Annotated in this window: 15 protein-coding genes and 1 riboswitch; of the genes, 4 read left to right on the top strand and 11 right to left on the bottom strand. The window is 49.3% G+C overall.

Going from position 1 to position 19,555, the window contains the following annotated elements; translation table 11 throughout:
* Positions 1-4 precede the first annotated feature (4 nt).
* From PJE062_RS10180 to PJE062_RS10165, 4 genes are all read right to left on the bottom strand, one after another.
* Positions 5-436: a universal stress protein gene (locus tag PJE062_RS10180; RefSeq protein WP_037036587.1), complete on the bottom strand. Its 432-nt coding sequence runs from the start codon at positions 434-436 to the stop codon at positions 5-7.
* Entirely contained in the window at positions 429-3,029 is a 2,601-nt protein-coding gene (locus tag PJE062_RS10175) for a TRAP transporter permease (protein WP_008548914.1), read from the bottom strand. Before PJE062_RS10175 ends, PJE062_RS10180 begins: the two co-directional genes overlap by 8 nt.
* Positions 3,030-3,114: 85 nt before the next feature.
* Entirely contained in the window at positions 3,115-4,095 is a 981-nt protein-coding gene (locus PJE062_RS10170) for a TAXI family TRAP transporter solute-binding subunit (RefSeq protein ID WP_008548985.1), read from the bottom strand.
* 64 nt (positions 4,096-4,159) lie between these two features.
* Complete coding sequence (locus PJE062_RS10165; protein ID WP_008549296.1) at positions 4,160-4,834, bottom strand: GntR family transcriptional regulator; 675 nt, start codon at positions 4,832-4,834, stop codon at positions 4,160-4,162.
* A 125-nt stretch (positions 4,835-4,959) separates the two neighbouring features.
* Between PJE062_RS10165 and PJE062_RS10160 the strand changes: the two genes are divergently transcribed.
* Together PJE062_RS10160 and PJE062_RS10155 are read left to right on the top strand one after the other, a co-directional pair.
* Positions 4,960-6,135: an FAD-binding oxidoreductase gene (locus PJE062_RS10160; protein ID WP_008549318.1), complete on the top strand. Its 1,176-nt coding sequence runs from the start codon at positions 4,960-4,962 to the stop codon at positions 6,133-6,135.
* 24 nt (positions 6,136-6,159) lie between these two features.
* Positions 6,160-7,539 carry an FAD-binding oxidoreductase gene (locus PJE062_RS10155; RefSeq protein ID WP_008549327.1) on the top strand — a complete coding sequence of 460 codons (1,380 nt, stop codon included), beginning with the start codon at positions 6,160-6,162 and terminating at the stop codon, positions 7,537-7,539.
* Positions 7,540-7,650: 111 nt separating this feature from the next.
* Here PJE062_RS10155 and nrdF read toward each other — a convergent pair whose 3' ends face one another.
* The 4 genes from nrdF to nrdH are packed head-to-tail and all read right to left on the bottom strand — an operon-like array spanning position 7,651 to position 11,407.
* Positions 7,651-8,628 (bottom strand): class 1b ribonucleoside-diphosphate reductase subunit beta, encoded by a 978-nt coding sequence (nrdF, locus tag PJE062_RS10150; RefSeq protein WP_008548952.1) that lies wholly within the window; start codon positions 8,626-8,628, stop codon positions 7,651-7,653.
* Between the two features lie 16 nt (positions 8,629-8,644).
* A complete protein-coding gene (gene nrdE / locus PJE062_RS10145) occupies positions 8,645-10,795 on the bottom strand; it encodes a class 1b ribonucleoside-diphosphate reductase subunit alpha (protein WP_008549297.1) in 2,151 nt (716 codons plus the stop codon).
* Entirely contained in the window at positions 10,777-11,181 is a 405-nt protein-coding gene (gene nrdI / locus PJE062_RS10140) for a class Ib ribonucleoside-diphosphate reductase assembly flavoprotein NrdI (RefSeq protein ID WP_037036584.1), read from the bottom strand. Before nrdI ends, nrdE begins: the two co-directional genes overlap by 19 nt.
* Positions 11,182-11,185: 4 nt before the next feature.
* Complete coding sequence (gene nrdH, locus PJE062_RS10135) at positions 11,186-11,407, bottom strand: glutaredoxin-like protein NrdH (RefSeq protein ID WP_008549371.1); 222 nt, start codon at positions 11,405-11,407, stop codon at positions 11,186-11,188.
* A 101-nt stretch (positions 11,408-11,508) separates the two neighbouring features.
* Positions 11,509-11,704, bottom strand: a riboswitch (cobalamin riboswitch).
* A gap of 225 nt (positions 11,705-11,929) precedes the next feature.
* Here nrdH and PJE062_RS10130 point away from each other — a divergent pair.
* Positions 11,930-12,481 carry a TetR/AcrR family transcriptional regulator gene (locus PJE062_RS10130; protein ID WP_008549370.1) on the top strand — a complete coding sequence of 184 codons (552 nt, stop codon included), beginning with the start codon at positions 11,930-11,932 and terminating at the stop codon, positions 12,479-12,481.
* A gap of 18 nt (positions 12,482-12,499) precedes the next feature.
* Here the strand turns inward: PJE062_RS10130 and PJE062_RS10125 are convergent, their stop codons facing one another.
* Complete coding sequence (locus PJE062_RS10125; RefSeq protein WP_008548868.1) at positions 12,500-15,550, bottom strand: efflux RND transporter permease subunit; 3,051 nt, start codon at positions 15,548-15,550, stop codon at positions 12,500-12,502.
* Positions 15,551-15,559: 9 nt separating this feature from the next.
* Complete coding sequence (locus tag PJE062_RS10120) at positions 15,560-16,723, bottom strand: efflux RND transporter periplasmic adaptor subunit (RefSeq protein WP_083793237.1); 1,164 nt, start codon at positions 16,721-16,723, stop codon at positions 15,560-15,562.
* A gap of 625 nt (positions 16,724-17,348) precedes the next feature.
* Here PJE062_RS10120 and PJE062_RS25795 point away from each other — a divergent pair.
* Positions 17,349-17,600: a tyrosine-type recombinase/integrase gene (locus PJE062_RS25795; RefSeq protein WP_050773896.1), complete on the top strand. Its 252-nt coding sequence runs from the start codon at positions 17,349-17,351 to the stop codon at positions 17,598-17,600.
* A gap of 58 nt (positions 17,601-17,658) precedes the next feature.
* Here PJE062_RS25795 and PJE062_RS25790 read toward each other — a convergent pair.
* On the bottom strand, positions 17,659-19,555 hold a 1,897-nt coding region (locus PJE062_RS25790), incomplete at its 5' end, for a VCBS domain-containing protein (protein WP_008548961.1).

Raw genomic sequence — 19,555 nt, 5'->3', positions numbered from 1 at the left:
TAGACTACTCCTCCCAGACGACCATTACTGAGCATGGGGCATGGCGGACTATGCGGGCGGCGTTTGGACCCAAGAGGTAATCTTTCAGCTCCGGGCGATGAGACGTTAGGATGATGAGATCGGCGTTAAGTTGATCGCGCATCTGTAAAATTTCATCATAAACTGAGCCGTGAGCGATTACGTGTTGTCGCTTGATGTCATCACTACGAACGTACTGTGCAGTAAAGGCGTGCAAGCGCTCGTTAGCAGCTGCGCTAAGGCTGGACCTGTAGTTTTTTGGAAAGTATGAAGCGATGAGCGGGCTAACTGGTGGTACAACACTCAGAAAATGTAGCACAGCACCATAGTCTTTTGCCATTTGGCAGGCCGTGCCAACAGCTTTTTTACTTGCTTCAGGATGGTCAAGATCTACAGGCACAAGAATGTCCTTATACATAGCTTAAGGCCTCATGGTTTCTTGCGCTTTTTCTGCGGCGTAACTGAAACAAGACAAGCCCAGCCAAAACGAACAGTGTCGGGATATAGAACCATTCTTTTGCAAATCGATTGTTTGGTTTATGTAACTCCAGTACCTCCCAGTCAAAGTCTATGCCCCATTTCTGAGCTGGACTATCGAAGGAGACATCATCTACCCAAACTTGTGCTCCCTTCTCACGGATCATAAGGCCAGTTTGCAGGCTTAGGCGCTCTTCTCCGGAAGGACCCTTTTCTCCAAGCGGAAAGGCCACGACCTTTCGAACAATATCTCCGCTGAAGTTCTCCCCTTCTACAACGAGACGCAAATTGGCTCCGTCTGCAGCATTTTCTGTAACTTGCAGTATCTGAGTGGGTTTCAAGTTTTCGAACGGCGGCTTGACCGTGTCCAGCAAAAAGCCGGGGCGCAAAAGAGTAAAAGCAACCAGAAGGAGTGCAGCGGACTCCCACTTGTAGTTCTTTGCAAAAAAGTATCCCTGCGTCGCAGCGGCGAACACCAACATCGCAATCGTGGACATAGTGATAATAAGCAGTGCGTAAGGAATACTGTCTACGCCAATCAGAAGCATTTGCGGGTTAAACACAAAGATGAACGGCAGAATCGCCGTACGCAAGCTGTAATAAAACGACTGAACACAAGTGCGCATTGGATCAGAACGAGCAACAGCAGCTCCGGCAAACGCGTCTACAGCAACCGGAGGTGTCGTACCAGACATCAGACCGAAGTAAAACACGAACAGGTGTACGGCAAACAGAGGAATAGTAAGTCCATTCTGTGCAGCCAAGGTCACCAATGGCTGGGCCATGACACTTGCAACTACGATATAGTTAGCTGTCGTTGGCAACCCCATACCGAGCACAACACACATCACAGCTGTAAACACCAGCATCAGAACAACATTCCCGCCGGAGACTGCATCAATGATCTGTGTCATAAGCAGGCCAAGTCCGGTGAGAGAAACAACACCAACAATAATGCCAGCAGCAGCCATCGCGATGGCAATACCAACCATGTTGCGAGAACCGGAAGTCATTCCATCCAGCAGGTCATTGAAACCAATGACAGTGGCTTCTTTTACTGAGCTCGAGGTTTGAGCTCTGAAGCGTTGCATTAATGGGCGCTGTGTCAAAATGACGGCAACCATAACAACAATAGCCCAAGATACCGAGAGCCCCGGAGAAAGGCGCTCTACCATCAAACACCAGATCAGAACACCAATCGGAATGATGTAATAGAGACCGGCCATAAGAGTTGGCTTCAACTCCGGAATTGTTACGAGAGGGGCATTGGGATCGTCAATCTCAAGTTCTGGGTAGCGTGCCGCAACCTTTAAAAGGACAATGTAGAGGGCAACCATAGCTAAGGCAGCCACTGGTATAGTTGCAGCCCCTGCGACCAGTTTTAGCAAAGTTGCCAAGCCATATACTACCCCTGCAACCGCAGCGATTGCTCCAAAACCAAACAAGAAGCTCCAAAGAGCCTGACCAAGTGTGCTTTGATGAAGCTTGGCAAGCACAGGCATGTTGGCTTTTACTGCTTCCAGATGCACAATGTAGAACAAGCCGATGTAGCTAATCACCGCAGGTACGAAGGCATGCAAGACCACATCGTAGTAGGTGATGCCGACAAACTCTGTCATCAGGAACGCAGCGGCTCCCATGACAGGAGGCATGATCTGGCCGTTGATGGAAGATGAAACTTCGATCGCGCCAGCTTTTTCGCCAGAAAAGCCAATCCGTTTCATCAATGGGATAGTAAAGGTGCCAGTCGTTACAACGTTGGCAATTGCAGAACCTGAAATCAATCCGGTCAGCGCAGAAGAAACCACTGCAGCTTTCGCCGGACCACCTCTTAAGTGTCCCAGCAGAGCAAAAGACAGCTTGATGAAGTAGTTGCCTGCACCTGCCTTATCCAGCAAAGCGCCAAACAACACAAAAAGGAAGATAAATGAATTTGAGACTCCGAGTGGGAGACCAAAAACTCCCTCTGTGGTGAGCCACATATGATCTACGTACCGGTTTAGACTAAATCCTCGATGCGAAATCAATTCTGGTAGGAGTGGGCCCAAGAACACGTAGGAAGAAAAGACTAGTGCGACAACTACAAGCGACAGACCAAGAACGCGTCTGGTAAGTTCCAGAAGCATGCCAATACCAACAAGTGAAATCACCAGTTCCTGTGTTGGGCGAATACCTCCTGCCCCTTCGACAACATCTCTGTAAAACACAACGATGTATAAAGAACATGAGGCTGCAACGATCGCAAATAGCCAGTCGTAAAATGGAATGTACTTGCGTGGGGACGTGACTAATGCCGGGAAAGTCGCAAACCCAAGAAAGAGTGCAAATGCCAAATGAATAGCGCGTTGCTGTGTATCATCAATGAGTCCGATGCCTGTCGAGAAGGGCAATGGTGACGCCATGTAAAGTTGATAGAGAGGCCACAACAAGCCCACTGCAAAAATGAGGTACTTTGCGAGGCCGGATGGATCACGTGCGCCAGTATCATTCTCGGCAATCAAGTCTTGCAGTTCGTTCTGGTGTTGTTGGTCCATTCGCCCCTCTCTGGACTAGATAAAAAGACGGACAACAGTCATTGCCCGCCTCTCTTTTCGCATATCGCTTTCAGCTGAGTTTTCGTTACTTAATCAGACCGACTTCGCGGAAATAGCGCTCTGCACCCGGATGAAATGGAACGGAGCGACCGTTCTTTACAGCACCTTCGCGCGTAACGCCGATGTAGAGGGTGGATTGCTTTTTGAAGTCTTCGAAGTTGTCAAACACTGCTTTGACCATGTTGTAGATCACTTCTTCATCCGCATCAGCAGAAGCAACGAGTGTTGCAGGCAATCCCCATGTTGTGCGTTCACCTTCCTGACCACGATACGTTCCTTCAGGAATGACAGAAACACCATAATATGGGAACTCTTCAATCATCTTTGCGGTGACATCATCATTCCAGTTCAGCACTTCTGCATCACAGGTGTTTGTAGCCTCTGTAATTGAAGAAGCTGTGATGCCTGTCGTGTAAAAGAAAGCATCAATTTTGCCATCACATAGTGCTTGTGCCTGCTCACGAGATGTCAAACGTGTTGCTTGACCATAATACTCATCTGCATTTGTCTCATAACGACCCAAAGCAAAGTTCATGGTCGCTTCTGTGCCTGAACCTGCATTGCCGATATTCACGACTTTACCTTTCAGATCAGCAAAATCTTTTGCCTCTGAATCTTTGCGTGCAACTAGATGGGCAGTATCCAAATGCAATGAGAACAAGAAACGCAGTTTGTCATTGGCACCATCTTTTTCAAACTTCGATGAACCTTTAGAAGAGTGATACTGCCAGTCAGCCTGTGCAATCGCAACGTCCATCTCTCCAGACTGAATTGAACGAAGGTTTGCAACCGAGCCACCAGTGGATTCGACAGTACAACGGATATTATGCTCTTGCGTCTTGCGGCTTTTGTTCAGAACATTACAAATGAAACCGCCTGTTGGGTAATACCCACCACCGATACCAGCAGTTCCAATGTTTACGAACTTACGCTCAGCCGCAATGGCACCAGTTGCAACAGCAGCTAAAGCTCCAGCGGCAACAGTTATCTTGAAAAGATTTTTCATTGACGTCTCCTCATAATTATTTTTGCATTTATGCAAGGACCCCTCCCATGGGCCCATTTCAGAATTACGCACCGCGTCGTCGTAGGTAGGCTGCGACTTCTTTTTGCGTAGTTTGAATGTGCTTTCGCAACGTACTCACTGCACGCTCAACATCTTCCCGGGCGCATGCTTCCAGCATTTCGTGGTGCTCACGCATTGGGCGATCCAAGCCACTGGCCTCCGTCACTTGCAAGCGCATATATGGCCCAATGCGCTGCTCCAGGTCGGAGATCATCGCAAGCAGGTGATTGTTACCGCATGGCTCATATAGAAGTCGATGGAACTGCAAATTGAAATCAGACCAACGCTCAATGGCTGTTTCTGCGGCATACTCATCCAGCAGGGATCTTGCACGTTCCAAGTCACGCTCAATCATGTTTGGAATTGCAAGCTCCAACGCCCGGCACTCAAGCGCCAGTCTGATATCAATAAATTGCAGCACATCTTCTGCAGATAGCTTACGGACAATCGCACCTCTTTGAGGGCGAAACTCCACTAATCCTTCAATCTCGAGACGACGTAAGGCTTCACGCACGGGGATTTTGCTCACTCCATGTGCGGCAGCAATTTCGTCTTGTCTTAGCGGCAGTCCGCCTTCGAGCGTTCCCTTCATGATTTTGGACTTCAAATCACGATAGATTGGGTCAGCAGCGCTACCAGCCTTGATAGGAGTGCCAAGCTCTTCTTGAGCTGAGTTCATCAAATACTCCGAATTAATACGTATTAGAAACTTGCAAAACGTATACGATTTTGTCAACATCAAATACGTAATACCAATTATTAGGCCCACCCGGGACCTCCATTTCGGAGCACTCAGCAAGAAAAATGAACTACGACATCGTCATCATGGGCGGCGGAATTATGGGGTCTGCCGCGGCCTACTTTCTGGCTCGCAGTGGGCAAGCTGGCTCTGTGGCAGTAATAGAGCCTGACCCATCCTACAAAGAAGCCACTACCCCTCAGGGTGCGGGTGGAGTTCGCCAGCAGTTCAGTCTGCCCGAAAATATCTCCATGTCGACTTATAGCCTTGAGTTTTACAAGAACTTCGAAAGTATTATGGCGGACGTACCAGATATCCAGTCCATCAGCTTTCGTGAGCAAGGCTATCTTTTTGTTGTAGGAAAAGATGGCGAAGAAACACTGCGCAAGAATGTCGATTTGCAAAGTTCCATGGGAGTAAAAGCGAACCTTATGGACAAAGCCGAAACGGCCCGCAGATTTCCCAGCATCAATCGCGAAGATATTGCACTCACATGTTACACCCCTGATGATGGTTGGATTGACCCTTATGCTGCGCTCCAAGGTTTTCGAAGATCAGCGGAACACTTGGGGGTCACCTACATTCGCTCCAGTGTGACAAACATCCAATGTTCTAGAACGAAGTTGCAGACAGTTACTTTGGCTGATGGGTCTACGGTCGGAGGTAAGTATTTCATCAATACCGCTGGCCCCTGGGCAAATAAACTAGCAGCTATGACGGGCTCATCTCTTCCGGTGGTGCCAATGTGTCGTGTTCAGCATTTTTGGAAATGTGCTCACGAACTAGAAACTCTTCCCTTAGTCAAAGATGAAAGCGGCATGTTCTTCAGACCTGAGGGGGATGGATTTGCTGGCGGGCGTCCAAGCTTTGATATTGAGCCAGGATTTGTCGATGATATCTATAGCGGTTTCTTCGCGAACTATTTCGAAGAGGTCATTTGGCCGATGATGGCCAGCCTTGTGCCTAAGTTCGAAGCGATCAAACTACACCGAAGCTGGGCGGGACATTACGCACAAAACTTGTTGGATGGGAACATGATCATTGGGAAATACTCACCTGGTCATGAGAATCTCATTACGGCCTGCGGCTTTTCTGGACATGGCATAATGCATGCACCTGCAGTGGGCAGAGCCTTGGCAGAACTAGCACTCACCGGCTCCTATCAGTCACTAGATCTGACGCGCATGGAAATGAGCCGTGTCTACAAGAATGAACCGTACGCCGAAATCGGCATCAAATAGTCAAGACTAAAAGAACCTAGAGAAATGACACAGCATTCAGCAGAGGTCGCCATTATTGGCGCGGGTGTTGCCGGTATCGCAACTGCTTACTATCTAGCCGAACATCACAACATCACCAACGTACTTCTAATTGAGCAAGGCCAACCCATGGCTTTCACCTCAGCTCAATCTGGTGAGAACTATCGCAACTGGTGGCCACATCCCAGCATGGTAGACTTCACCAATCATTCTATTGATTTGATGGAGAAAATTGCGCGTGATAGCGACAACCGCTTACATATGAACAGACGCGGCTATGCTTTAGCAACACGCCGCACTCAAGTAGACGATTTGATAGATCAAGTTCGTTATGGGTACGACAATAAACGCGATGACTTAATTCGTTTCCATTCCAGCGCGGAAGGTTCGGGTTATCAGTTTGCTGAAAAGCCAGATTGGGAGATCGCTCCCGATGGCGTAGACGTAATTCAGAATCAAGAGCTTATCCGAAAGGCATTTCCTTCTTTTTCCGGAGACATTCAGACTGTCTTGCATATCCGCCGCGGCGGAGACATCTCCGGCCAGCAAATGGGGATGTATATGCTGGAGAATTATAGATCAAAGGGTGGTCGGCGCCTTACCGGGATGGTCAGACAAATCAACCAACAAGATGGCTATGTGCTGGAGATTGAAACAAGTGAAGGCCTAGTGCAGGTCAAGACTGAGAAAATAGTCAATGCAGCAGGTCCCTTTGCGGCCAAAGTTGCCGAAATGATTGGCGAGGCGCTTCCTGTTTACAATACCTTCCAGCAAAAGATAGCATTTGAGGACGTTGAAAGAGTCATCCCTCGAGAACTACCTTTTTCTATCGATCTGGACGAGCAACTCATTGACTGGTCTGATGATGAAAAAGAATGGTTGGCAAGCGACGATGAGTATAAATGGCTGACGGAGCAGATGCCTGGAGCTATCCATTGTCGACCGGATGGTGGTGACAATGGTACTTGGCTAAAACTAGGCTGGGCTTTCAACGAAACGCCCCAAGACGCTACTTGGGAACCTCAGCTAAACGATCAGTTTCCAGAAATTGTGTTGAGAGGAGCTGCGCGGCTCAATCCATCACTGAAGGCGTATTACGGCAAACTTCCCAGAAGCATGACCCACTATGGTGGCTGGTACACAATGACTGAGGAGAACTGGCCGTTGATTGGGCCTATGGGTAAAAACGGCGCTCAGAAAGGCGCATTCATGATCACTGCCCTATCTGGTTTCGGTACGATGGCCGCCTGCGCATCAGCTGATCTGGTAGCAAAATGGGTAGCAGACGATCTGAAGCCCAAGTACGCTAATGATTTCTCACTGGACCGCTATCAAAACACAACGCTTTTGGCCGAACTGAAAGAAGCAAGTAAAGGCGTTTTGTGATCTTGGTTTGCGCCTGATGGCAATAAAGAGATAACTGTTATCGAGCGACACCTGATTTAAAAGAGAATGCAGGTGTCGCAAAACTAGTTTGGTCCAGTCAGAAACTACCTTCTAAAAATCCCAGTCTTCATCCTCAGTAGCAACGGCTTTGCCGATGACGTAGGAGGAGCCAGAGCCGGAGAAGAAGTCGTGGTTTTCGTCGGCGTTTGGTGAGAGGGAGGCCATAATCGCCGGGTTTACCTGGCAGATTGTTTCAGGGAACAGGCCCTCGAAGCCAAGATTTTGCAGGGCCTTGTTGCCGTTGTAATGCAGGAAGTGTTTGACATCCTCAGTCAGACCGAGCGGATCATAAAGATCCTCAGTGTATTTGGTCTCAAGATCATAAAGGTCAAACAGCAGGGTGAAGGCGAAGTCCTTGATCTCGGTTCGCTCAGCCTCTGACAACCGCTCCAAACCACGCTGGAACTTGTAGCCGATATAGTACCCATGCACCGCTTCATCGCGGATGATCAAACGGATCAGGTCTGCAGTGTTTGTTAGCTTTGCTCGGCTGGACCAATGCATCGGTAGATAGAAGCCGGAATAGAAAAGAAAGCTCTCCAGAAACACGCTGGCGATCTTTTTCTTTAATGGACTGCTGGTCGCGTTGTACTCCTCCAAGATCAAGCGGGACTTAGCCTGCAGAAACTCGTTCTCTTCTGACCAACGGAAGGCATCATCCACCTCAGCTGTGCGGCACAAGGTGGAGAAGACAGAAGAGTAAGAGCGGGCGTGGACGGCTTCCATGAAGGCGATGTTGGTGAGTACTGCCTCCTCATGGGGTGTCACAGCATCAGCCATGAGTGCTGGAGCGCCAACTGTATTCTGAATGGTATCCAGCAACGTCAGGCCAGTAAAGACGCGAATGGTGAGTTGTTGTTCTTCTGGAGTGAGCGAAGCCCAACTTTGCACATCGTTAGACAGCGGAACTTTTTCCGGCAGCCAGAAATTGGAGGTCAGGCGGTTCCAGATCTCAAGATCTTTGTCGTCCTGCAGCCGGTTCCAGTTCACCGCTTTGACCACTGGGTGAATGGCGCTATGTAAGGTCATATGAACTCCTCAGATCTTAGAGTGAACAGGCCACGCAGCCTTGAACTTCTGTGCCTTCCAGAGCCATCTGACGCAGGCGCACGTAGTAGATTGTTTTGATACCCTTCTTCCAAGCGTAGATCTGCGCCTTATTGACGTCGCGGGTGGTTGCAGTGTCCGGAAAGAATAGCGTCAGCGATAAGCCTTGATCCACGTGCTGAGTGGCGGCGGCATACGTATCGATCAATGCTTCTGGTCCGATCTCGTAGGCATCACGATAGTACTCCAGATTGTCATTGTTCATGAACGGTGCCGGGTAGTAAACGCGGCCAATCTTCCCCTCTTTACGGATCTCAATTTTGGAAACGATGGGGTGGATGGAGGACGTGGAGTTGTTGATGTAACTGATTGATCCGGTTGGAGGCACGGCTTGCAAGTTGCGGTTAAGCAAGCCGTCCGTCATCACCGCATCTTTCAAAGCCACCCATTCCGCACGGGTTGGAATATGAATGCCGAACTTCTCAAAAAGAGCCACAACCCGCTCTGTGTCCGGAAGCCAATCCTTCTCAACGTATTTGTCGAAGAACGCTCCCGAAGCATATTGGCTGTCTTCAAACCCCTTGAAGCTAACACCACGTTCCCGAGCCATTGCATTTGAAGCGCGCAGGCAGTGATACAGCACGATGCAGAAGTAGATGTTTGTGAAGTCGATAGCTTCCGGACTGCCATAATGAATGAGTTCACGTGCCAGGAACCCATGCAGGTTCATCTGTCCAAGGCCGATGGCGTGGCTTTCATCATTGCCACGGCGCACAGATGGTACGGAGACGATAGCGCTCATTTCAGAAACAGCTGTTAACGCGCGGATTGCTGTTTCAACGGTCGAACCCAGATCTCCGCCATCCATAGCCCTTGCGATATTGAGGGAACCGAGATTGCAAGAGATGTCAGAGCCAAGGTGGGCATAGGACAAATCATCCTTGAAAGTGCTGGCCTCATTTACCTGCAAGATCTCTGAGCACAGGTTGGACATGTTAATGCGGCCAGCCACCGGATTAACCGCATTTGCAGTGTCTTCAAACAGAATGTATGGGTAGCCACTCTCAAACTGGATTTCTGCCAGCAACTGGAAGAACTCACGGGCCCGCATCTTCTTCTTGCGGATCTTCGGGTTATCGACCATCTCCCGGTATTTTTCTGTCACAGCGATTTCGGAGAATGGTATGCCGTAGACCTTCTCAACATCATGCGGCGAGAACAGGTACATTTCTTCGTTCTGTTTGGCGAGTTGGAAGGTGATGTCCGGAATAACCACGCCAAGAGACAAGGTCTTGATGCGGATCTTTTCATCTGCGTTTTCGCGTTTAGTGTCGAGGAAACTCAGAATATCCGGGTGGTGTGCATTCAGATAAACCGCACCAGCACCCTGGCGTGCGCCCAGTTGATTGGCATAACTGAAGCTGTCTTCCAGCAGCTTCATCACGGGACCCACACCTGAAGACTGGTTCTCAACGCCCTTAATCGGCGCGCCAGCTTCACGCAGATTGGTCAGCAACAAAGCTACACCGCCGCCACGCTTTGACAACTGCAAGGCAGAGTTGATGGAGCGACCAATGGACTCCATATTATCTTCCAGACGCAGCAAGAAACAGGAGATCAGCTCTCCGCGCTGTTTCTTACCTGCATTCAGAAAAGTCGGGGTCGCAGGCTGGAACCGATTGGAGATGATTTCATCCATCATCCGCATAGCCAGGTCTTCATCACCGCGAGACAGAGCCAGTGCGGTCATCACCACGCGGTCTTCATAACGCTCCAGATAGCGTTTGCCATCAAATGTCTTGAGTGCATAGCTGGTGTAGAACTTAAAAGCGCCAAGGAACGTTGGGAAGCGGAACTTGCGTTCATAAGCGGCCACAAAAATGGCCTTCACAAAAGCAAGGTCATATTGGTCCAGAACCTCTGCTTCATAGTAGTTCTCACGAACCAGATACGACAGTTTCTCTTCCAGAGAATGGAAGAACACCGTGTTCTGGTTCACATGTTCCAGAAAGTACTGACGCGCAGCCTGGCGGTCAGCGTCAAACTGAATTTTGCCCTCTGCGTCATAGAGGTTCAGCATGGCGTTCAGCGCATGGTAATCAAGACCCTGCTGGCCGCTGACCGGTTGCTCTAAGAGTGTTGTTTCCAAAATAGATCTAGCCCCTGACGAACCCGCACAATGTCTGTTTCCGTGCCAGCAAGTTCAAACTTATAAAGGCATGGGCAGTTGCATTTCGCGGCAATAATTGTGCCTGCATGGGCGAAGAACGCCCCAAAGTTTCGGTTACCGGAGGCGATGACGCCTCTCAGCAAGTTTCGATTGGCCGCATCATTCAAAAATCGGATCACCTGCTTGTGCACCGCCCCCCGCCCTTCGCCATCCGCATAAGTTGGCGAAATCAACACAAAGGGATGCGTCATCTGAGGCATAGGCTCAGAAGCACGATACGGTATGCGCTCTGCCGACAGGCCGAGGCATTCAACAAAGCGGTGGGTGTTTCCGGATGGGCTTGAGAAGTAGACCAGCCCGCTCACGAGATCAGGCGAGCGCGCTTATCTTATCTGGGCGAAAACCAGCCCAGTGTTGATCACCAGCAACCACAACAGGAACCTGGCGGTATCCAAGCTCCTGCACAGCAGCGAAAGCATCTGTGTCCTGAGAAAGGTCAATCACGTCGTAGGAGATTCCGGCACTGTCCAGCGCACGAGTGGTGGCGGTGCACTGCACGCAGGCAGGTTTGGAATATACGGTAATGCTCATGCTTCAAACCCCGTAGCATGGGCGAAGAAGCAAGGGATGAGAGACCAACGCTGCGTTGGAACGCAAATGTGCCCGCAACCCAAACAGGCCCTCCGCCCGTGGTTGTTAAAATGTCCCTTGGCAGGTCTCCTGACTTCACAGCTCTGGCACAGGCTCTCTACCTTCCCGGAACACGATCCAGTGGCATAAATGAGAGCCCGCTTGCTGCTTACAGTTGCGGGGGCAGTCCCGGAATCTCACCGGCTTCCCTCTTAGCTTGCGAGTCACCCCACAAGAACCAAGACAGCTCATATAGTGCATTTGCGTAGGAGGCGGTCAATATATAGAAGGCTATGCACAGCTTATTGTTGTGGAGCGTTGTCGTATCACAGGACGGACGCTCAACCTCAACAGTGACCTACTAAATGCAACCAATAACTATCCACTTACGAAGATTTCTTCTCTCTGGTTTTTGCTTCGGGCCGGAAACTGGTGCATATAGGAGGGGTAATTTTAGGGTCTGTTCTGTGTGTTGAGATTGGAATGTCGCGGTATCAAAAGCTTGATAAAAATGAACTTCTGAATGCTGCTGAGAGGGTTATTCAGAACCAGGGGGCTCACGCGCTTTCTATTGGCACAGTAGCAGCAGAAGCTGGGGTTTCTCGTGGTGGGATACAGTCTAACTTTGGCACGCGAGCTCAGCTGATTGATGCACTGTTTGACCGGTGGGATCAAGATCTTGAGCGCTATAAGCAAGAGGTACGTTCTCGCGCGCGCAGTGACATCAGCGATCTGGATGTTTTTCTTGCAGCCTCCCGGTTGCAGCACAAGCAACAACCTCAGCAGATGTCAGCCATGATGATTTTAACGATGCAAACACAGGCGCACCGTGAAGCTTCTCATGAATGGATGGCGGACAAACTGAGTCTGATACCTTCTGAAGACAAGCAAAAGCGCCTTGAACGTCTCCGCCTGCTTGTTAGCGAAGCGATGATTGTCATTCACTCGATGCAACTGACACCGCTTTCTGAAGATGATTGGGACGAGGTTTGGGATGATCTGGATGGAGTGTTCAGAAACGACACCCCATCCTAAAAGTTTCATCAGCTTGCCTTAAACAGCGACCTGCTCGTTTCGTTCAACATCAGCCGAAGCTGAGTGTTTGGGTGCAAACAGCAAGTAAATGTAAGGCAGCGTTATCAGTGTAAACATCGTACCGATCACCATACCTGCTACCAGAATAATCCCAATACTGTTGCGGGCTTCTGCACCCGGCCCTGTCACAAGAACCAGAGGAAAGTGACCTAAAACTGTCGCTGCTGTTGTCATGATAACAGGGCGCAGTCTCGTCTTTGCAGATTCAATGATCGCTGTTGTCAGATCCTTTCCTTGCTCGACAAGAACGTTTGCAAACTCAACAATCAAAATTGCGTTCTTAGCAACCAGCCCAACAAGTGTGATCACTCCAATTTGTGAGTAGATGTTCACCGAGGTGAACCCCAAAAAGGTAAACACAAGAGCTGCGGACAAAGCCAATGGCACAGAGCCAACAACAACAATGAGCGGAGTTCTGAAGCTGTTGAACTGCACGCTCAAGGCTAGATAGACAACCGCGATGGAAGCAAGAAGGACAAACATCAGACTATTGCCTTCCTGCTTAATCTGCCGGGATATGCCAGCGTAATCGAGAGAGTATCCAGCCGGGAGAATTTGCTTAGCTTTCTGCTCCATAAACTCCAGTGCTTGCGCTTTGGTGGTTCCCGGAACCACTGATCCGAGTATCCTGAAAGAACGTTGCTGGTTGAACTTCCCGAGTGTCCTTGGTGCCGCAGCAACTTCCAAAGAAGCAATGGAAGACAAAGGAATGTAAGTGCTTTCAGGCCCTTTGATCTGCAGGTTCATGATCTGATCAGGAGCTAGCCGGGCATCCTTCTCAACCATAGGCACAACAACATAAGCCTTACCATCCGCATCAAACCGGTTGAGATATTGATCCGACAGCATGAAAGACAACTGATCACTGACATCCTTCGAGGTTAGGCCCAAATCAGCTATTCTTGTGTGATTGAGTTTCAGCTTAACAAGCGGTCGATCAATTTTCAGATCAGTGTCAGCATACATAAACATGCCGCTTTGATAGGCTTCTCCAACAAGTTGGTAGCCATAGTTCAGCATGTTTTCATAGCTGTCAGGCCCTTTGATCACCAGCTCAACATCAAACTGACCCGCAGTTGGCAGCGAAGGCAACAGCAAAGGCAGCACTTTCAGACCCGAAACCTGAGAGAGTTCATAGAACAGACCCGGCAAAATCTCTTGCACGCTCTGTTCTCTTTCAAAGAAATCGGTAAGTTGGATGCCGCCAAAACCACCATTCGCTGTCAGAACCTGCCAGATTTCGCCCGCACCTTCTACACGCTTTCCAGCTTCAATTGCTGGTTTCAAGTTTTCGGAAACTGCAGGCAGAGTGCTTCCGGGAGGAGCCTGTACGATAAAGTTGATGTTCCCCTGATCTTCAATTGGTGCAAGCTCTTTGGCTGAAAACATGAAAAACGGGATCATGAGGAGAGCAAACACAAAACTGAAGGTCAGTATTTGCGCACGCCAGTTCAGAAACCGGATGAGCAAGTTGCCATAGGAGTTGCTTGTACGGGTGAACAGTCGGCCTACAAAGGCTGCAAAACGTGTTTCCTTGCCTTGCGGACTGGCCACATAGGCGCTCATAATTGGAGAAAGCGTAACAGCAAAAATGCCAGAAATGAGCACCGCAGCAGCAAGCGTAAAAGCAAACTCCCGGAACAGGCTCCCTGACAAGCCGGTAACAAAACCAATCGGCAGGAAGACACTTGCTAGTGTCAGCGTCATTGCGATGATCGGTGAAAACAGCTCCTTTGAGCTCTGCAGCGCGGCTTGAAACTTGGACAAGCCTTGCTGCCTATGCCGCGCAACATTCTCAACCACAACAATCGCATCATCCACCACAAGGCCGACGGAAAGGACAATTGCCAGGATTGTCAGAATGTTAAGCGTGAAGCCAAGGGTGTACATCACAGCAACACTCCCGAGCAAGGAGACAGGAATTGCTGTCAGAGGGACAAGTGAAGCTCTGAAGGAGCCCATCAGGATGAGTACGATGAGACCGACGAGTAAGACCGTTTCACCAAGTGTTTTCACAATTTCAAAGAGGGAATCCCTCATTGCGAGTGTAGAGTCGAATGCGATGCCGACATGCAAGCCATCTGGAAACCCGGCGTTGAGTTCCTCCAGCTTTTCATAGAGCGTATCCCCAATGGCAATCTCATTTGCACCTGGCAGAGGCCAGACGGAGAGGAATACACGTTCATCAAAGTTTGAGCGTGTTTCGACAATACCAGGCCGCTCACCGAGCTCAACACGGGCAATATCTTTGAGCTTCAGGGTGTACCCGCCAAAATCCTTGATTGCCAACTCCTCAAAATCCTGAGCAAGTTTCAGGTTTGAGTTGCTTATAATGTTGAACTGCTGCTCTTCGCCTTTGACATCACCGATCGCCGCAACAACATTGTTAGAGGCAAGAGCATTGACCAGATCCTGCGAAGAAAGGTTGTAACCAACCAATCGAACCTGATCGACCCAAATCCTGAGCGCAGGCTCACGCCCACCTTCCACTCTCGCGCGTTGAACGCCCTCGATTGAAGACAGTACAGGTACGACGTTACGTGTCAGATAGTCTGTAATCTCAAAACGTTTCCAGTAATCTGATGAAACATCAAGGTAGAACGAGGCATAAGGCCGATCAGCTCGCAAGAGTGAGATAACAGGTTCTTCAGCGTCAACCGGCAAATCAGACCGGATTTTGTTCAGGTTAGCAGTCAACTCAGACAACGCAGCTGTGCGATCCTCATTGATCTTCAGCCACGCAGTCACTGTACTTTGGCCGGCAACCGTCTTGGAATCCACATAGTCCACACCCGGCACGCTCATGGCTGCTCGTTCTACTGGCTCAGTTACAAACCCCTGAACGACATTTGCGGCCAGACCTGTGTAGCGAGTTGTGATTTCGATGGCAGAGCTTTCTATAACTGGAAACTGCACAACAGGCAGACGCAGCGCTGATACCAATCCCAGCAAGACAAACAAGAGTGAAATTACGATCGCTAGGACGGGCTTTTTAACAAAGATATCCATAGGTCCCTCCTAGTGTTTTCCAGCAGAGCTTGCAGAGGAGATCTGCTGTTGTGTCTGTGGTGTAATCAGCTCAACAAGCATGCCGGGAGATAACTTAAACCCACCATCAGTCGCGATAAGATCCCCCTGAGAAATGCCTTGGCCGATCAGAACGGTCTCACCTAGGTATTGAAGATCAGCAATGTCCTTACGTGTTGCCCGATAAGCTGACTGTTCATCCTGCGCAAGCGCATAGACAAACTGACCGTAGCTGTCAGACTGAATGGAAGAACTGGGGACTTCGCTATAGTTCTTTGCAGGGGCTGCAGGTATGTGTACTTCCACAAAAGCACCATGGATCAGCTGCAGATCTGCTGCAGAAACAGTGGCTCGATGAACACGCGTTCTGGTGCTTGTAGATATTGCAGCATCACGATGAATAACAGTAGCAGTGACCGGCTTAGCGTCTGCTCCAATCGCCGTAACTTCATCACCGATGGCTATTTCCATTTGGTGTTGAGGCAATTTGAAGTCTATCCAGATGTCGTCAGTATCGCCTACCACTTGAGTTATCAGCTCATTGACACCTAAGAACTCCCCAACAGATAAGACAGTTGTGTTTGTCTTTCCTGCAAAAGGCGCTCTGATAGTCTTTTTCTGGATCCGGCTTTTAATCTGACCTACTTTGGCTTTTGACGTATCCAGCAAGGCACGTGCATTATCAAGCGCGCTTTGGCTCCCACTTCCAGTAGAACGAAGCTTCTGAGCTCTTTCAAACTTGATCGCGGCAAGTTCTACATCTGCTTCTGCTGCAGCCAATTCCGCTGTTTCTTCCGAAACATCCATCTGCACGAGGAGTTGATGTTTCCCAACCCAGTCTCCGGGTTTGAACCCTAGGTTTACAACTCGGCCAGAGATTTCGGTACGTAGCTCAACTTGCTTGGGCGCTACAACTTCACCAATGACCTGCGTTTGAGGTGCATACAATGTACTTTGCGGATAGACTGCCTTTGTTGCCTCAGAATGCTCCGGAATTAGCGCAGCTTGAGCGATAGCCTCAGTGATTTGAGTAAACTTAATGTAGCCAAGTCCACCGACGAGACCGGTGATAGCCAGTAAAGCGAAAAACCAGCGTGCAACTGTCATCTTTCTCTCTCTTAACATTGCCGAGGAATTGAGCGAAATAAAATACATATGTATTTATTATTTCGGCGCAAATCGCGTGCTTTGTTGTCTTGTAAAGCTACGAATGAGTTGCGCGCCTGATGACATATAGCTCACTCAGGTCTCAAGAATTACGCCACCTCCTACGTTGGGGAAGGAGGTGGCGCCTTACTTTTGGATTAGGTTTGCGGATTTACCGTCATCCAAGAAAGCTGCTGTTAGTCCCTCGCGATTGGAGACGCTCCGGAGCTGAAGTGAGCTAGCTAACACAGATCTTTATAAATACTATTGTATTTATTGCAAGATTTTTTTGCTAGTTGGATTTCAAGGGCAGCTTAAATGATAAGGAAACTCACTATTGAGGCATTGTTCTTTTCAATGTCTTCAGGAGTTACTCTGAGGTCCGCTTGTGACCACAGACGCGCTTACGCTTGCCAAGCAGCAATACCAACATGGCTTCATCTCAACACGGCGAGCCAAAACGGGGGCTCCGGTCTTTGGCCTGTCATTGCACCTTTGAAAGCAGCTCTTGATGATGCGCCTACCCACTCGGCCCTAACGCTTTGCGCAAACTCCAGAGGGCAACCATGGACTGTTCCGAGGTTCAGAGCATCATGGAGAAAGTTACACATCCAATTAGAGGATAGGAACCTGATTGAGCCGGGCCTTACGCTTTATAAGTCTGCGGCATACAGTGGCGACTATTTTGCGGGAGATTGGGCTGAATGACAGAGACCTTGCCGCTGCACTGGGACATGAGACAGAAGCCATGGCACGGCTTTATGCAAAAGGAGCTGATTTGCGCAAAAGCATGTCGGATATTGCTGTCCGATTTGAGAAGGAAATCACTTTGCGCGGGGAAGAGTTCAGCAAGCGGTTGGGAAGGACACAGAGATGCTCAGGCTAATTTTTGAAAGAAGCGAGGCCACGCCCGTGTAAACAAGACGAGCGTGGCCTTTGCTCATTTAGACAAACTGGAAGTCATCTGTATGCAGTTCTGACATTGACACGTTATTCAAAGTGACCGAATTATGATCATCTACTGTAATCACGACACTACTTCCCTCATCACTTGCCGCAGCAATTACAGCATCGAAATCTGCGAAGGTATCACTGTCAAACCGGATAGTATCGTCTGAACCTGCTCCAGCTTCAAAGTCCGTTATAGTGTCATTACCGAACGTGGAGTTCCTAAACACAAAAATATCCGAACCACTACTACCAGTTAAGACATCACTTCCTGTCAAACCATCCAGTATATCATTCTGACTCTCGCCAACCAAAGTGTCACTATTTGATGTTCCTAGATCATCCTTACCATTGATTGTGACAGTGACCTGCTGGGTTGTGAGTGCGCCGTTGCCATTGTCCAGCTCAACCGTATAAGTCAGCGTCAGCGTCTCATCTGTATCAAGATAGTCAAACACCGTGGATGCTGCTGTGAAGTCAAGATGCACCGAGCCCTGCTCAGCACCTGGGTTCTTCGAGATATCATCAACACTCAACAAAGCCAGAAGGGCATCCGTGGTCAACTCTCCAACCGGACCGGAACTGGAAACCCCTGTCACACTCGCCTGGTAGGTATGGACTGCCACCCCTTCGTCGGCAAACACGATCTCAATATCACCTGACAATGGGGTCAAATCGGTGCTCTCATCAAGAACGAGAGCCTCGTTGATCACCCCATAAGCACCCGAAGCATCTGGCTGGAAGACATAAGACGCACCCTGGCTCTTATCATTATGAGCTCCAACAGTAATGACACCGGCATCATTGATCGCAACTGAGTAACCAAAGTAGGCAGAAGCGACGCCATCTGGAGCGGTCAGCTTATATTCCGTATACCCGCCGTTTCCGTCAGGAACATAGACATAGGCACTACCAGAACCATTGCCGTGATCATCATCATTGTGAGCACCAACAACAATGACACCGGATTGGTTGCTGGCAACAGAATAACCAAAGTTATCACTTAGAGCGCCATCTGACGCGGTCAGTTTGACTTCACTGTAACCGCCCTCACCATCGGGACGATAAACATAAACTGAGCCTGAACTCTCCCCCTTATCATCATCTCCATGAGCGCCAACAACAATGGCACCACTGTCATTAACAGCTACAGAGTAACCAAAGACATCTCCTTCGGCGCCATCGGAGGCAACCAGCTTAACTTCAGAATATCCGCCCTCACCATCGGGACGATAAACATAAACTGAGCCTGAGTTCTTCCCCTTATCATCATTGCTATAAGCACCAACAGCAACAATGCCGGCATCATTGATGGATAGCGAATGACCAAAATAGTCACTCTTAGCACCATCAGAAGCAACCAGCTTAACTTCAGAATATCCGCCATAACTATCTGGCGTATAAACATAAACTGAACCGGCATCGACTACGGAAGTACTATGATCATCATAGCGGGCGCCAACAACAACAACACCGCTGTCGTTAAGGGCCAGCTGATATCCAAAACGATCTCCCTCAGCACCATCTGAAGCCGTAATCTTGAACTCACTATATCCACCGGACCCATCTGGACGGTAAACATAAACGGAACCAGACTGATTGCCCTTGTCGTCGTCACCATAAGCACTAACGGCAACAATACCGGCATCATTGATCGCCGCAGAATGACCAAAATAACCGTTCTTAATACCGTCAGAAGCGGTCAACTGGACCTGCTGAACACCGCCTTGTCCATCGGAAGCATAAACATAGACTGAGCCAGAATTGGACATATCTTTGTTTTGATCATCATAGCGAGCACCGACAACAACACTGCCAGCCGAGTTCACCGACACTGAAGCTCCAAAGCTATCTCCACTTGCTCCATCAGATGCAACAAGCTTGGAAACAGAC

The sequence above is a fragment of the Pseudovibrio sp. JE062 genome, assembly GCF_000156235.1.
In the GTDB taxonomy this organism is placed as follows: Bacteria; Pseudomonadota; Alphaproteobacteria; order Rhizobiales; family Stappiaceae; genus Pseudovibrio.
Note: the sequence above shows the minus strand (reverse complement) of the source record. Positions and strands in the feature narration are given on the sequence as shown.